13 protein-coding genes are annotated in these 15,485 nt (G+C 72.5%); 7 read left to right on the top strand and 6 right to left on the bottom strand.

Translation table 11 applies throughout. The annotated features are described in order from the left end of the window. Positions 1-263 precede the first annotated feature (263 nt). The 7 genes from Q7L73_RS02195 (at position 264) to Q7L73_RS02165 (ending at position 8,653) form a co-directional block, all read left to right on the top strand. Complete coding sequence (locus Q7L73_RS02195; protein ID WP_304693465.1) at positions 264-2,270, top strand: beta-propeller domain-containing protein; 2,007 nt, start codon at positions 264-266, stop codon at positions 2,268-2,270. Positions 2,271-2,345: 75 nt separating this feature from the next. Beyond that, positions 2,346-2,789, top strand: a complete 444-nt coding sequence (locus Q7L73_RS02190) for a DUF4406 domain-containing protein (RefSeq protein ID WP_370552438.1) — start codon at positions 2,346-2,348, stop codon at positions 2,787-2,789. After that, positions 2,786-3,430: an NUDIX domain-containing protein gene (locus tag Q7L73_RS02185; RefSeq protein WP_370552436.1), complete on the top strand. Its 645-nt coding sequence runs from the start codon at positions 2,786-2,788 to the stop codon at positions 3,428-3,430. Before Q7L73_RS02190 ends, Q7L73_RS02185 begins: the two co-directional genes overlap by 4 nt. Beyond that, positions 3,424-4,191 (top strand): DeoR/GlpR family DNA-binding transcription regulator, encoded by a 768-nt coding sequence (locus Q7L73_RS02180; protein WP_304693470.1) that lies wholly within the window; start codon positions 3,424-3,426, stop codon positions 4,189-4,191. The genes Q7L73_RS02185 and Q7L73_RS02180 overlap by 7 nt, the downstream gene beginning before the upstream one ends. Positions 4,192-4,306: 115 nt before the next feature. Next, complete coding sequence (locus tag Q7L73_RS02175; RefSeq protein WP_304693472.1) at positions 4,307-4,585, top strand: helix-turn-helix transcriptional regulator; 279 nt, start codon at positions 4,307-4,309, stop codon at positions 4,583-4,585. 57 nt (positions 4,586-4,642) lie between these two features. Further along, the gene (locus Q7L73_RS02170; protein WP_304693474.1) at positions 4,643-6,388 is read left to right on the top strand and encodes a DEAD/DEAH box helicase; all 1,746 of its coding nucleotides are present in this window, start codon (positions 4,643-4,645) and stop codon (positions 6,386-6,388) included. Positions 6,389-6,565: 177 nt separating this feature from the next. Continuing rightward, a complete protein-coding gene (locus Q7L73_RS02165) occupies positions 6,566-8,653 on the top strand; it encodes a methyl-accepting chemotaxis protein (protein ID WP_304693476.1) in 2,088 nt (695 codons plus the stop codon). Between the two features lie 6 nt (positions 8,654-8,659). On the opposite strand, the gene Q7L73_RS02160 is transcribed toward Q7L73_RS02165, so the two are convergent. From Q7L73_RS02160 to rny, 6 genes are all read right to left on the bottom strand, one after another. Continuing rightward, positions 8,660-9,643, bottom strand: coding sequence for a mechanosensitive ion channel family protein (locus Q7L73_RS02160; RefSeq protein ID WP_304693478.1), 984 nt, complete (start codon positions 9,641-9,643; stop codon positions 8,660-8,662). Positions 9,644-9,739: 96 nt separating this feature from the next. Next, complete coding sequence (locus Q7L73_RS02155) at positions 9,740-11,314, bottom strand: hypothetical protein (protein ID WP_304693480.1); 1,575 nt, start codon at positions 11,312-11,314, stop codon at positions 9,740-9,742. 60 nt (positions 11,315-11,374) lie between these two features. Further along, entirely contained in the window at positions 11,375-11,803 is a 429-nt protein-coding gene (locus tag Q7L73_RS02150) for a hypothetical protein (protein WP_304693482.1), read from the bottom strand. After that, positions 11,790-12,455 carry an HAD family phosphatase gene (locus tag Q7L73_RS02145; RefSeq protein WP_304693484.1) on the bottom strand — a complete coding sequence of 222 codons (666 nt, stop codon included), beginning with the start codon at positions 12,453-12,455 and terminating at the stop codon, positions 11,790-11,792. Before Q7L73_RS02145 ends, Q7L73_RS02150 begins: the two co-directional genes overlap by 14 nt. 26 nt (positions 12,456-12,481) lie before the next feature. After that, positions 12,482-13,822 (bottom strand): tRNA (N6-isopentenyl adenosine(37)-C2)-methylthiotransferase MiaB, encoded by a 1,341-nt coding sequence (gene miaB, locus Q7L73_RS02140; protein WP_304693486.1) that lies wholly within the window; start codon positions 13,820-13,822, stop codon positions 12,482-12,484. Positions 13,823-13,838: 16 nt separating this feature from the next. Continuing rightward, entirely contained in the window at positions 13,839-15,281 is a 1,443-nt protein-coding gene (gene rny, locus Q7L73_RS02135) for a ribonuclease Y (RefSeq protein WP_304693488.1), read from the bottom strand. Positions 15,282-15,485: the final 204 nt, after the last annotated feature.

Raw genomic sequence — 15,485 nt, 5'->3', positions numbered from 1 at the left:
GGCGCGTGCGAGGCGGGCGGCGCGGGCGGGCGCGAGCGCGGCGGCGCGGGCGGGCGCGGCGGCGGGCGCGAGGCGAAGGCGCATCGGGCGATCCTCCTCCTGCCGGTGCGTTGCTGTCAACCGTGTCCACGTCAACCCGCCGTGCTTCTGTGGGCGGTTGGGCGATTCTCCTCGCGCCGCCCTCCGCGCAACAACGCGGCGACGCCTTCGTTGTAGCGTCGCGAACGACCGATCCGACGACGAACGAGGACGAGGGGACGACGGTGACGACGAACGGACGCACCGCGCGCGCGGGAGCCGCGCTCGCGCTGGCACTGACCGGTGCAGCGCTCGCGAGCGCCGGGCCGGCGGCCGCCGCGCCCGACCCGGCGACGACGCTGACCAGCTTCGGCTCGTGCGAGGAGCTGCTCGCGTGGTCACAGGCGCATGCGCCGAGACCGGTCGTCTACGACCCGTCGATGCCGATCCCGACCGTCGCACCGCAGGCCGCCGCGCCCGATGCCGGCGGCGGCAGCGCCGAGGGCGCCGAGGAGCCCGACTTCTCGACCACGAACGTGCAGGAGGCCGGCGTCGACGAGCCGGACACGGTCAAGACCGACGGCCGCCGCGTCTTCGCGATCGCCGGCAGCCGCTTCGTCGACGTCGACGGCCGCTCGGCGAGCGCGCGCGTGCTCGGGACGCTGCGGCTGGAGGGCTGGGACCACCAGCTGCTGCAGAGCGGCAGAGATCGCGTGCTCGTGATCGCGCGCACCGCGACCACGCCGATCGGGACGCCGACGCCCACGCCCCAGCCGACGACGCCGCAGCCGCTGCCGCAGACCGCGCCCGCACCCGCGCCGTCGACCCGCGGAGCCGCCGCGGGACCGACGACCTCCGGCCGCGCCCGCGCGGCGCTCGTCCCAGCGCCCTACGGCGGCGACGCGCAGACGCTGCTGACCGAGCTGGACGTGAGCCTGCCGGGCCGCCCGCGGATCGTCCGGAACCTGCGGATCGACGGCTCGCTGGAGGCGGCGCGCGGCGCGAACGGGCTGCTGCGGCTGGTCGTCTCCTCCTACCCGGACGCGATCTCGAACCTCGACGAGCGCGGCGAGGTCGCCGGTTGGGTCCCGTCGCTGCGGGTTCGCAACCGCCGCACCGGCCGGGTCGCGACGCGCTCGGTCGCCGACTGCAGACAGATCTCGCGCCCCGCGACCTACGCCGGGCTCGGCCTGATGACCGTGCTGACGATCGACCCGGCGCGCAGCCTCGTGCCGATCGACTCCGACGCGCTGATGGCCAACGTCGGCACCGTCTACGCGACCGGCGACACGCTCTACGTCGCCAGCTCGGCCGTCTACGACAGCTCGCTGCCGGCCGACGCGCCCGCCAACAGCTCCGTCTCCTCCGGCGGGTCGTGGACGGCCGTGCACGCCTTCGAGACCGACAGAGCGGGCGCGACCGGCTACCGCGCCAGCGGTCGCGTCGACGGCTCGCTGCTGAGCCAGTGGTCGCTGTCGGCGCAGGCCGGCGTGCTGCGGGTCGCGAGCAACGTCGCCGCCGACTGGCGCAGCGGCAAGCCGAGCGAGAGCGTGGTGACGACGTTGACGCAGCGCGACGGCGCGCTCGTCCAGCTCGGGCGGCTCGCCGGCCTCGGCGTCGGCGAGCGGCTCTACGGCGTCCGCTTCATCGGCGACGTCGGCTACGTGGTGACGTTCAGACAGGTCGATCCGCTGCACACGATCGACCTCTCGGACCCGCGCAGCCCGAAGCTGCTGGGCGAGCTGAGAATCCCCGGCTACTCGGCCTACCTGCACCCGGTCGGCGAGGACCTGCTGCTCGGCGTCGGCGCCGACGCGAACGACCAGGGCCGGCGGGTCGGCGGCCAGGTGTCGCTGTTCGACGTCTCGGACCTGAAGCACCCGCGCCGGCTCGCGGCCGCGCCGCTGCCGGGCTGGTCCTCGACGGTCGAGTGGGACCACCACGCCTTCCTCTACTGGCCGAAGACGCGGCTGGCGGTCGTGCCGTCACAGGGCCTCGGGGCTGACGGCACGGTCGCGGGCGCGGTCGGCTTCCGCATCACGCGCGCCTCCGGCCTGCGCCAAGCGGGGATCCTCCGGAGCCCCGGCGGCGACGACGGCAGCGGCCGCGGCGGCGACCTCTACGGCTACGGCGCCGGCACCATCACCCGCACGCTCGTGATGGGCAGACGCGTGCTGGCCTTCTCCGACGCCGGCATCCTCTCTGCGGACCTGGACAGCTTCGGCGACCAGCGCTGGACCGCGTTCGGCTAGCCAAACGCGCAGTTATGCGCACTTGCGCTAGTCTGCGCACATCTGCGCACGACAGAAGGAGCCGCGTTGACCCAGATGGTCCTGATCGCCGGGCCGTATCGCTCCGGCACCGGCGACGACCCCGCGAAGCTGGCCGCGAACGAGCGGGCGATGCACGAGGCGGCGCTGGAGGTCTTCCGCCGCGGCCACCTGCCCGTGACCGGCGAAGCGCTCGCGCTCCCGCTGATCCGCGTCGCCGCCGCGTCCGCCGCCGGCCCCGCGTCCGCCAAGTCCGGCGCCATCGCCGCGTCTGGCGCACCCGCGTCCGCTGCGTCCGTCGCGTCTGACGCCCCCGGCTCCCCCGCATTCGACGCGATCTTCCATCCGCTCGCGCGGCGGCTCGTCGCCCGCTGCGACGCGGTCCTGCGGATCGGCGGTCCGTCGGCGGGCGCCGACGAGATGGTCGCGATCGCGCGCGGGCACGGCGCCGCCGTCGTCCGCGACGTCGCTGAGCTGCCGGATGCGCAGGTGCGCAGATGATGCCGACCAGTGCGTATGTGCGCATCGTTGAGTCGACGCTGCTGTGCGACGACTGGTCGCAGCTGCGCCGCACCGAGCTGGAGCTGCGCGGCCCCGACGGGCGCTGGACGCGGCAGACGCGCGAGACCTACGACCGCGGCAACGGCGCGACGATCCTGCTCTACGAGCCCGACGCGCTGACCGTCCTGCTCGTGCGCCAGTTCCGCTACCCGGCGTTCGTCAACGGCCACCCCGACGGGATGCTGCTGGAGGCGCCGGCCGGCCTGCTCGACGGCGACGCGCCCGAGCAGGCGATCCGGCGCGAGGCCGAGGAGGAGACCGGCGTCCGCGTCGGCGCCGTCACGCCGCTGTTCGAGCTGTTCATGAGCCCCGGCTCGGTGACCGAGCGGGTCGCCTTCTTCGCCGCCCCCTATCGCGCCGGCGACCGCGTCTCCGCGGGCGGCGGCGTCGCCGACGAGGGCGAGCAGATCGAGGTCGTCGAGCTGTCGCTGGCCGCTGCGCTCGCCGCCGTCGAGCGCGGCCAGATCGTCGACGGCAAGACGATCATCCTGCTGCAATGGGCGGCCGCCGCGCTCGCGTCTGCGCCCTCGGCGCCCGCCCGCGAGGCTGCGTCACCCGCTCCCGAGGCGCCGCGATGCTGAAGCAGGAGCGCCACCGCCGCATCCTCGACCTGCTCCGCCGCGACGGCCGCCTCGTCGCCTCCGAGCTGCCCGAGCGGATCGGCGTCTCCGGGCACACGGTCCGGCGCGACCTGGCGGAGCTGTCGGAGCTGGGCGAGCTGCAGCGGGTCCACGGTGGCGCGGTCGCGCGCTCGCCGGTCGCCGGCAGCTACGCCGGCCGCGAGCGGCAGCAGGTCGCCGGCAAGCAGGCGGTCGCGCGCGCCGCCGCGCCGCTGTTCGCCGACGACGCGATCGCGATCGTCGACGGCGGCACGACCGCGCTCGCGCTCGTCGAGGCACTCCCCCACGACCAGCGCGGCACGGTCGTCACGCACAGCCCGCTCGTCGCCGCCGCGCTCGCGAGCAGGCCCGGGATCGAGGTCGTGATCGTCGGCGGGACGCTCGACGCCCGCGCGATGGTCGCGACCGGCGCGCAGACGCTGCGCGCCTACGAGACCGTCACCGCCGACGTCTGCTTCCTCGGCGTCTGGAGCGTCAGCGTCGCGACCGGCATCTCCAGCCGGTACCACGAGGAGGCAGAGGTGCGGCGGCTGATGGTCGAGCGGGCCGATCGCGTCGTCGCGCTCGCCTCCGCCGACAAGCTCAACACCGTTGCGCCGTTCCAGAGCGCGCCGGCGAGCGCGCTCACCCACATCGCGACGGAGGCGAGAGCGTTCGTCTCTGACGCCGCGCTGGAGCCGTTCCGCGAGCTCGGCGTCGAGATCGTCCGGCCATCGACTTGACACCCTGTCAGAACACGCCGAAGCGCCAGAAAGCGGTACGAGGAAAGACCCCGCAAGCTCCATAACTCCGGTCAGCCTGCAGACAATCCCTGCAGGTGGGGTATACGGTGCGTACATGGGCACGCGAACGCTCGACCGGCGCCGCCTCGACAGCCCCCATCGCGACCCGATGCTCGAACGCTTCGGGCAGGCGGTCCGCACCCTGCGCGAGCAGCACGAGCTGACGCGCGACGCCGTCGCCACCCGCTCCGGACTCAGCAGCGTCTACCTCGGCAACATCGAGCGCGGCGAGGTCAATCCGACGCTGCTGACGCAGCTCAAGGTGGCCGCCGGGATAGGGGTCCCGCTCGACGAGATCGTGGCCGCTGCGCTCGCCTCCGAACCCGCCGTCTAGAGCCCCCTCGCGCCGCCGCACCGCAGCGACGCGCGATCCCAGCGACAATAGGGAGTGATGACTTCACCCGCCGCCCCTGACGCACCCACCTCATTCGCCGATCTCGAGCTTCGCGCCGAGCTGCTGGACGCGCTCACGAGACTCGGCTACGAGGAGCCGACGCCGATCCAGCGCGAGGCGATCCCGCCGCTGGTCGAGGGGCGCGACCTGCTCGGCCAGGCGGCGACCGGCACCGGCAAGACGGCGGCGTTCGCGCTGCCGATCCTCGAGCGCCTGTCGCCCGGCCGCCAGACCGTCGAGCCGGCCGCGCTCGTGCTCGTGCCGACGCGCGAGCTGGCGGTGCAGGTGTCGGAGGCGCTGCACCGCTACGGCAAGGCGCTCGGCGCACGCGTGCTGCCGATCTATGGCGGCCAGCCGATCGGCCGCCAGCTCGGTGCGCTGCGGCGCGGCGTCGACGTCGTCGTCGGCACGCCCGGCCGCGTGCAGGACCACATCTCGCGCGGCACGCTGCCGCTGGGGGCGCTCGAGATGGTCGTGCTCGACGAGGCCGACGAGATGCTCGACATGGGCTTCGCGGACGAGATCGAGGCGATCCTCGAGCAGACGCCCGACGAGGCCCAGACGGTCCTCTTCTCGGCGACGATGCCGCCGCGGATCGACCGCATCGCGCGCCGGCACCTGACCGAGCCGGTGCGGATCGAGATCGCGCGCGAGACGCCGGCCGGCGAGTCGCCGCTGGTGCGGCAGACCGCCTACGTCGTCGCGCGGGCGCACAAGCCGGCCGCGCTCGGCCGCGTGCTCGACGTCGAGTCGCCGACGGCGGCGATCGTCTTCTGCCGCACGCGTGACGAGGTCGACACGCTCACCGAGTCGCTCAACGGCCGCGGCTACCGCGCCGAGGCGCTCCACGGAGGGATGACGCAGGAGCAGCGCGACCGCGTCATGAACCGCCTGCGCTCCGGCGCCGCCGAGCTGCTGGTCGCGACCGACGTCGCCGCCCGCGGCCTCGACGTCGACACGCTCACGCACGTCTTCAACTACGACGTCCCCTCCTCCCCCGAGTCGTACGTCCACCGCATCGGGCGCGTCGGCCGCGCCGGGCGCGAGGGTGCGGCGATCACGCTCGCGGAGCCGCGCGAGCACCGCTACCTGAAGTCGATCGAGCGGATCGCCAGAGCGAAGATCCAGATCCAGAAGATCCCGACCGTCGCCGACCTGCACGCGCGCAGGCTGGAGATGACGCGCGCCGCCCTGTCGGAGGTGCTGACCGACGACGCCGGCGGCGAGCACGACCGGCTCGACCGCTTCCGCGTCGTCGTCGAGACGCTGACCGACGAGTTCGACGTGATGGAGGTCGCGCTCGCGGCCGTCAAGCTCGCGCACGAGGCGCTCGGCGGCGGCGGTGACGAGGAGGAGATCCCGGAGCCGCAGCAGAAGCCGTTCAAGGAGCGCCCGCCGCGGCGCGACGGCGACGGCCGCGGTCCGCGCCCGGGCGGCGGCGGTCCCGGCGGCCCGCGCGGCGGCAACCGCGGCCCGAGCGGCCCGACGACGCGCATCTACGTCGGCCTCGGCCGCAGAGTCGGGATGCGCCCGCAGGACCTCGTCGGCGCGATCACCGGCGAGTCGCAGCTGACCGGCCGCGAGATCGGCGCGATCGAGATCCAGGATCGCTTCTCGCTCGTCGAGGTGCCGCTGGAGGCGGCCGACGGCGTGATCGCGGCGCTGCGTGCGAGCACGGTCAAGGGCAAGAGAGCGACCGTCCGCCGCGAGCGCTTCGAGCGCGGCGGCACACCTCAGCAATAGCGGGCTTTTCGGACTCTTGCTGGCGCGTCCGCGCGCCGACCGGACGAATGTTCGGATGCGGTCAAGTTTGTTCGAGAGCTGCCGAAACTGCTGGTAGTTAGAACGCCGGCGTGCCACAGGGGTTCGCGCCGGCGAGCGGTCACGGACGGCCGCGTGCGCGTGCCAAGGAGGTCCCCCTTGAAGGTCAATGTGCGGACGAAGCTGCTCGGCGGCTTCCTCGTACTCGCTGTGCTGATCGCCGCGGTCGGCGCGATCGGCATCTCGAAGATGAACCAGACGCGCGACGACACGAAGCGCTTCAGCACCAACACGGTGCCGGCGCTGCAGTCGATCGGCTACGCGAACGCGATGCTGCACATGTATCGCGAGAACCAGCTCCACTACATCGCGGCGGTCAGCGAGAGACGGCCTGCCGCCAAGTGGGCGAGAAACGCCAGAGCCAGCCTCGAGTGGATGCAGCAGATGCTGGGCGGCGCGAGAGCGGCCGCGCAGACGGACGCCGAGCGCAGAGCGCTCGACACCTTCGCGACCCAGTGGCAGGCGTACGTCGACCAGAGCGCGCCGTACAGACAGCTCGCCGACAGCGGCGACATCGCCGCCGCCTACGCGGCCGTCAACGGCGACGCCTCCGACAGAACGTTCGAGATCGCCCACCTGACGATCGGCGACACCAGCAACATCCTCGTCAGATACTCCAGACAGCGGGCCGAGTCGGCGACCGACACGGTCTCCTCCGGCACGACCCTGATCTTCGTCCTGCTCGTCATCGGCGTCGTCGCCGCGATCGCGATGGCGTGGCTGTTCGCGCGCTGGATCGGCGGCGGCCTGAAGCAGATGCTGAGAGCGGCGAGAGGGATCGCCGAGGGCGACGTCGAGCAGCAGCTGACGATCAGATCGAGCGACGAGCTGGGCCAGACGGCTGCCGCCTTCCGCGAGATGATCGCCTACCTCGAATCGGCCGCCGGCGCCGCGCAGCGGATCGCCAGAGGCGACCTGTCGCAGGAGGTCGTCCCCCACTCGGAGCGCGACGCGCTCGGCGTCGCCTTCGCGGAGATGAACTCGACGCTGCGCGAGGCGCTCGGCGAGCACTCGTCGCTGGAGCAGCTGGTCAAGCGGATGGAGCAGCTCGAGCGCGGCGGCCTCAGCGATCTCGAGCAGGGGCTCGACGCGGTCGCCAGCGGCGACCTCACGCGCGACGCGACGACGGCGACGCAGCCGGTGCAGGCTCCGGGCGGCGGTGATCCGGGTCGTCTGGCGACGATCTTCAACCGCATGCTCGCGAAGGCCGACAGCTCGGTCGACGGCTACAACGCGATGCGCGACAAGGTCGCCGGGATGGTGCGCGAGATCGACCGTGAGGCGGCGAGCGTCTCCGGCGCCTCCCAGCAGGTCGTCTCCGCCTCCGCTGCGACCGGCGGCACGATCGACGAGATCGCGGGCGCGGTCGGCGAGATCTCCTCCGGCGCGCAGCGTCAGGTCGACGCGCTGGAGCGGGCACGCGAGCTGACCAACCACGTCGTCTCGGCGACGCGCGAGTCGGCCGGCAACGCCGAGCAGACGACCGTCGCGGCCGAGCAGGCGCGGCAGGTCGCAGACGAGGGCGCCAACGCGATCGCGCTCGCGACCGACGCGATGCAGGCGGTCCAGTCGTCCTCCGCCGCGGTCACCGACACGATCCGCGAGCTGGGCGCCAAGTCCGACCAGATCGGCGGCATCGTCGACACGATCACCGGGATCGCGGAGCAGACCAACCTGCTGGCGCTGAACGCGGCGATCGAGGCGGCGCGCGCCGGCGAGCAGGGGCGCGGCTTCGCGGTCGTCGCCGAGGAGGTCCGCAAGCTGGCGGAGGAGTCGCAGCAGGCGGCCCGCTCGATCTCGGGCCTGATCTCCGAGATCCAGCGTGAGACCGGTCGCGCCGTCGACGTCGTCGAGACCGGCGCGCGGCAGACGCAGGACGGCGCCGCGACCGTCGAGCAGGCGCGTGACGCGTTCCTGCGGATCGGCACCAGCGTCGACGACATGACGCTGCGGATCGGCCAGATCGCGTCGGCCGTCGAGGAGATCTCGATGACGGCCTCCTCGATGGAGGAGAACATGGCGCAGGTGGTCGCGGTCGCCGAGGAGTCGTCGGCCTCGACCGAGCAGGTGTCGGCGTCGGTGCAGCAGACGGCGGCGTCGAGCCAGGAGCTGGCCGCCTCCGCCAACGGCCTCGCCGACTCCGCGCAGCAGCTGGAGCGGGTCGTCGGCCAGTTCGTGCTGGCCTAGCGAACCTCAGCCCGCGTCGGCCCCGTTCTCGCGGGCGCCGGCGCGGGCTTGCGCGTGCTCGTGCGTGAGCGTCGCCATCGCGGTCAGGATCTCGTCGGCGAGCCGGGCGCCGTCTCTGGAGTGCTCGGGCGTCGCCTGGATCCGCATCACGACCTCGTCGCCGTCGATCTCCTCGACGCCGATGTCGGGCCGGCTGCGCAGCGGGACGGAGATCGCCTGCTCCAGCAGCTCCTGCACGGTCGTCGGCTTGACGGTCAGGTCCAGCCGTGCGCGCAGGTCGACGGAGGCCGGCTCCTTCAGCGGCACGATCGCGGCGCTGAGCACGATGCTGTTGGGGACCATGATGCGGTCCTCGCCGTGCGCGAGCGTCGTGTAGAGCAGGCCGAGCGAGCTGACGACGCCTTCGAGCGTGCCGGCGATGCCGCCGGCCTGCAGGCGCACCCTCTCACCGACGCGGAACGGGCGGGCGCTGAGCAGGACGGTGCCGGCGATCAGGTTGCCGAGCGTCTGCTGCGCGGCGAGACCGATGACGACGGCGGTGAAGGCGCCGCCGACCGCGAGCGTCTCGGGCCGGATGCCGGCGATCCGCAGCGCCGCGACGGTGAAGATCGCGACGGTCGTGAGCCGCAGCAGGAAGCCGACGGTGCCGGCGGTGCCGGGATCCATGCGGCGGAAGAGGTCGGGCGCGATCGCGCGGCCGACGTCACGCGCGAACGCCCAGCCGAGGATCACCAGCGCGATGACGGTGAAGATTCTGACCGGCGTCTCCCAGCCGCTGCCGAAGAGGTCCTCGCGGTAGGAGTAGAGCGCCAGCACGCCGGCCAGCAGCGGCAGCAGCACGAGCGCCTGCCGCCGCGCCCGCTTGACCGCTCTCTGCCCCAGCTGGCGCGCGAGCCCGACCTCCTCCCAGGCGTGGGAGCGGGTCTGCAGCATCCGTTCGAGCGCCTTCTCGCGGCTGCTCTTGAAGCGCTTGATCTGCCTCGGCGACATCCCGCTCCACCATACCCAGCCCGCCGACGGCCTCCCGTTCGATCGCTCAGGCCCCCGGCGCCGGCCGGCACGTCCCCACGCGCCGGCCGGCCAGGCTCAGAAGAGCGACTGCTGCACGGCGGGCGCGCGCAGCCGCAACGGCCGCCGCGTGACGCTCGGCCCATGGTCACGGCCGCCGTTCGCGGTCGTGCCGAAGGCGAGCTGCTGCGGCTCGGCCTCGCGCGCGACCTCAGCCGCGCCCGGCAGCGCGCGCGGCGAGCGCCCGCGCAGGCGGAAGGTCGGCGCCGCCCGCCCGCGGCCGCGCACGAGCCCGGCCAGCCGCGCCCGCTCCTCTCTCGGCGCGTAGGCGCCGCGGGCGTAGAGCCGCTCGTAGCGCTCGACCAGGTCGGGCCGCGAGCCGCGCAGCCAGTCCATGAAGACGCCGCGCACGTCCCCGCGCAGGTGCAGCGCGAGCCCGCCGATCGAGGTCGCGCCGGCCTCCTCGGCGGCGGCCAGCAGCGGCTCGACCTGGTGCGGCTGGTCGTTGATCCCGGGCATCAGCGGCGCGATCAGCACGCCGGTCGGGATCCCCTGCCGATTCAGCTCCGCGACCGCCTCCAGCCGCGCGCGCGGATGCGGCGTGTGCGGCTCGGTCGCCCGCCACGCCTTCTCGTCGAGCGTCGGGATCGACAGCGAGGCGGTGAAGTCGGTCACCGCCGCGATCTCCTTCATCAGCGGCAGGTCGCGCAGCAGCAGCGGCGACTTCGTCAGCACCGAGCAGGGGTTGCGGAAGTCCCGCATCGCCTCCCAGATCCCCGGCATCAGCTTGTAGCGCCCCTCGACCCACTGGTACGGGTCGGTGTTCGTCCCCAGCGCCACGTGCTCCCCCCTCCACCCCGGCCGCGCCAGCTCGATCCGCAGCACCTCCGGCGCGTTCACCTTCACGACGATCTCCCGCTCGAAGTCCCGCCCGGGTCCGAAGTCGAGGTATCTGTGCGTCGGCCGAGCGAAGCAGTTGTGGCTGACGACGCCGTTCGCGATGAAGTCGCCGGTCCCGGTCGTGATGTCGTACAGCGGCAGCTCCAGCCCCAGCGCCTCGACGCTCACGACCCGCCGCGCCCCACCCGTCTTCAGCGCCGCGCCGAATGCCGCGTCGCCGTCCGACCCCAGCAGCTCGTCGTTGGTCGTCAGGTGCGGGCGCTGGCCGGGGCCGGGCTCGTCGCTGACGAACTTCCAGCCGCGGCCGGTGAGGAAGCGGTGGTCGGCGCTGGCGACCAGCTCGGTGCCGTCGGCGAGCGTGACACGATAGGCCGGCTTGACCGTCGACCAGTGGGCGCGCACCTCGGTCTCGACGTAGCGGCGGTAGCGGCCGATCCGCTCGGTGCCGTAGATGCGGTCTCCGACCTGCAGCTCCGCCAGCGGCCGCGTGCTGCCGTCGGCCATCAGGATCGGCGTCGCACCATCCATGCAGTAGACGCACGCATGCGAGCAGCCGCGGTACGGGTTGATCGTCCATCTGAACGGCATCCGCGACTGCGGCGGGACGCGGTTGAGGGCCGATCTGGAGTGGACCTCGTAGAAGCGCATGTCGAGCGCCTCGGGTGCGTCGAAGCGACGCACGACGGCGTCGTCTCTGTAGCCGGGCAGGCGAGTCGCCTCGTCGGCGGTGATCGTGAGGTTGTCCCAACGCATCGAACATATGTTCGCATGCGGGTCGGACGGCTGCAAACCGCAGCGGTCGGTGCGGGCGTGTCAGCGCAGGTCGGGCGGGCGCGGATCGCGCGGGCCGAACTCACGGTGGTGGGCGCGCGACTCGTCGTACCAGGCGACCAGCAGCTCGGCGACCTCGCGCAGACGCGCGCGGCCGTCGTCACCCTCACGCGGATTGACGGCGTGCAGCTCCAGCGACTCCAGGTGGGCGGTCAGCTCGGCGGCGCGAGTGCGGTCGTACAGCTCCTCGGCGATGGCGCGCGCATATTGGTCGTACTCGTTCTCGGCCCACGGAAATGCGATGTCTGCGACACCGATCGGGTCCCAGCGCCACAGCAGCAGCTGCCGCAGCTCACGAAAGCCCGTCTCCTCCCACCACTGCTCGAAGTCCGGTCCCTTGCGCGCCGGCTCGAACCGCCGCTCGTGCGGATCCGGCCACTTGCTCGGTCTGCGGCCTCTACGCCGCGACACGCCCCGGCACCTCGCGCATGTCACGCACGAGCTGGGCGCCGGCGGCGGTGAGCGTCATCGCCGCGTCCTCGGGGCGGGAGCGGCCGACGTAGCCGAGCACGCGCATGCCGGCCGCGCGCGCCCCGCGCACGCCGCTGAGCGAGTCCTCGACGACGATGCAGTCGCCCGGCTCCCAACCGCAGGAGCGGGCGGCGTGGACGTAAAGGTCGGGCGCCGGCTTCGGGCGCGAGACCATCGTCGCGGAGAAGATCCGCTCCGGCGGGAAGAGGTCGGCAAGACCAGTCAAAAAGAGCGTCTGCCTCATTTTGATCACGCGGCCCTGGGACGCGATGCAGGTCTCCCAGCCGAGCGCCTGGACCGCCTCGACCGTCTCACGCGCGCCGTCGACCGGCTCCAGCTCGGCCTCGAACGCCGCCGCGCGACGGGCGAGGAAGTCGTCGAGCCAGCCGTCGGGCAGCGGCGCGCCGCGGCGCAGCTGCACGTCGCGCTCGATCGCCGCCAGCGTCGCGCCGACGTAGACGCGCTCGACCTCGGCCTCGCTCATCGCGACGCCGGCCTCGTTGACGCACTCCCACAGCACGCGCGCCGAGATCGACTCGCTGTCGACGAGCACGCCGTCGCAGTCGAAGATGACGAGACCGGGAGCAGGCATCGGCGAGGGCGGAACTGGGCGGCCGCTCAACGCAGCCCGGCGCCGAGCGCACGCGCGACGAGCGACTCCTCGCCCGTCAGCGTCTGCGAGGTCGCCCGCTCGATGTCGACGTGCACGAAGTCGCCGGCCTGCGCGAGGCCGGTGAAGTTGACGACCTTGTTGTGGCGCGTGCGGCCGCGCAGGCGGGTCGGGTCCTTGCGCGAGGGCCCTTCGACCAGCACCTCCATCGTGCGGCCGACGAACCGCTGCGCGCGCTCGTGCGCGTTGCGCTGGATCGCCTCGACGAGCCGGTCCATCCGCTCGACCTTGACCTCGTGCGGGACCTGGTCGGCGAAGTCGGCCGCCTCGGTGTGGCGGCGGGGCGAGTAGACGAAGGTGAAGGCGCCGTCGTATCTGACCTCTTCGACGAGCGTCAGCGTCTGCTCGAAGTCCTCCTCGGTCTCGCCCGGGAAGCCGACGATGATGTCGGTCGTCAGCGCGACGTCCGGCACGTGCTCGCGCAGCAGCGCGACACGGTCGAGGTAGCGCTCGCGCGAGTAGGTGCGGCGCATCTCCTTGAGGATCCGCGAGGAGCCCGACTGCAGCGGCAGATGGACGTGCTCGCACAGCGAGCGCAGCTCGGCGTGCGCGCGGATCACGTCCTCCTTCATGTCCTGCGGGTGCGGGCTGGTGTAGCGGATCCGCTCGATCCCGTCGATCGCGTCGATCGCGCTCAGCAGCTCGGCGAAGTTCGCGCGCGGGAAGCCGCGTCTGTGCAGGTCGCGGCCGTAGGCGTTGACGTTCTGGCCCAGCAGCGTGACCTCGCTGACGCCCTCCGACGCCATCCGCTCGACGTCGCGCACGAGCGTCTCCAGCGGCCGCGCGACGTCGCGGCCACGCGTCGAGGGGACGATGCAGTAGGAGCACTTCATGTTGCAGCCGACTGAGATCTGCACCCAGCCCTGGAAGTCGCGCGCCCGCTTCTCCGGCAGGTCGCCGGCGAAGCCCTCGAACTCGAAGTAGCCCTGGGCGGTGAGCGAGTCGCTGGTGAGGAACTCGGCCAGCTTGTGGACCTGGCCGGGGCCGAAGGCGACGTCGACGAACGGGAACTGGCGGAAGACCTCGTCCTTGACCGACTGCGCCCAGCAGCCGCCGACGCCGATCACGACGTCGGGCCGCTCACGCTTGCGGCGCTTGGCGTGGCCGAGATGGGCGAGGAACTTGCTGTCGGCCGCCTCGCGGATCGAGCAGGTGTTGAAGAGGATCAGGTCGGCGACCTCGGGATCGGGCGCCTCGGCGTAGCCGATCGACTCGAGCATGCCCTTCATGCGCTCGGAGTCGTGCTCGTTCATCTGACAGCCGAACGTCGTGACGTGATACCGCTTCATCGCTGTCAGAGGGTAGTCATCTCGCGTACTCGACGGCCCGCGACTCGCGGATCACCGTCACCTTGATCTGGCCCGGATACTCCAGCTCTCTCTCGATCTCGCGGGCGATCGCGTGCGACAGCAGCGTCGCGCCGTCGTCGTCGAGCGCGGTCGGCGAGACCATCACGCGGATCTCGCGGCCGGCCTGCATCGCGTAGACCTTGTCGACGCCGTCGTGGCGGGTCGCGATCTGCTCCAGCTCGCGCAGCCGTCTGACGTACTGCTCCAGCGACTCGCCGCGGGCGCCGGGGCGGGCGCCGGAGAGCGCGTCGGCGGCCTGCACGATCACGGCCTCGACCGTCTGCGGCTCGACCTCGTTGTGGTGAGCCTCCATCGCGTGCACGACCGCCTCGGGCTCGCCGTACTTGCGCGCCAGCTCGCCGCCGACGAGCGCGTGCGGCCCCTCGATCTCGTGCGAGACCGCCTTGCCGATGTCGTGCAGCAGCGCGGCGCGGCGGGCGGTCTTCGGCGAGGCGCCCAGCTCGTGGGCCATCATCGCGGCGAGGTTGGCGCACTCGACCGAGTGGGCGAGCACGTTCTGGCCGTAGCTGGTGCGGAACTTGAGCCGGCCGAGCAGCTTGATCAGCTCCGGATCGAGGCCCTGGACCTTCGCCTCGAAGACCGCCTCCTCCCCCAGCTCCTGGACGTGCTCCTCCAGCTCGCCCTTGGCCTGGTAGTACATCTCCTCGATCCGCGCCGGGTGGATGCGGCCGTCCTGCAGCAGCTTCTCCAGCGTCAGCCGGGCGACCTCGCGGCGGACGCCGTCGAAGCCCGACAGCACGACCGCGTTGGGCGTGTCGTCGATGATGAAGTCGACGCCGGTAAGGTTCTCCAGCGCGCGGATGTTGCGGCCCTCGCGGCCGATGATGCGGCCCTTCATGTCGTCGGAGGCGAGCTGGACGACGGAGACGGTCGTCTCGGTCGCATGACCGGCGGCGATCCGCTGCATCACGACGGACAATATGTTGCGCACGCGGCGGTCGGCGTCGCGCTTGGTCTCCTCCTCGATCTGGCGCACGAGCTTGGCCGACTCGTGGCGGACGTCGTCCTCGAGGTCCTTCAGCAGCAGCTGCTTCGCCTGCGAGGCGGTCACGCCGGCGAGCCGTTCGAGCTGGTGCTCGTAGTCGGCGCGGCGTGCGGCGACGGCCGCCGTCTCCGCCTCCAGCGCCGTCGCGCGGTCCTCCAGCCCGCGCTCGCGTCGCACGACGTCGGCGCGCTGCGCGTCGAGCGCCTCCTCCTTGCCCAGCAGCCGTTCCTCGATGCGGACGATCTCGGCGCGGCGCTCGCGCAGCGCCGCGTCCATGTCGGAGGCGACTCTCGCGTTCGCCTCCGCGACATGGGATCCGCCGCGCTTCGCGTAGAGCGCGGCAGCGACCATCAGGCCCACTGCGAGCACTGCTGCCGCGATCACGATTTCCATTGCCGTTCCTCTCCTCACAGCTTCCGCCGAGCGGCGAAAGCTGCAGCTCACAGTCCGTTTGGGTAGCGGCGGACGGGCCGTGCGAGGGGCACGGATCTGACAACCAGGCGCGGCGCTGGCAGCGCCGCCCTTCAGGTGCCGGCTAGGCCGGCGTTCGTGGCGCGCGTTGCTTTCGCAACAGGCCTGCGCACTTCTGCTGTGGTG

The organism is Conexibacter sp. CPCC 205762, assembly GCF_030646155.1.
Taxonomy (GTDB): domain Bacteria; phylum Actinomycetota; class Thermoleophilia; order Solirubrobacterales; family Solirubrobacteraceae; genus Conexibacter.
The sequence above is the reverse complement of the archived record's forward strand: the minus strand, read 5'-3'. Positions and strand labels throughout refer to the sequence as shown.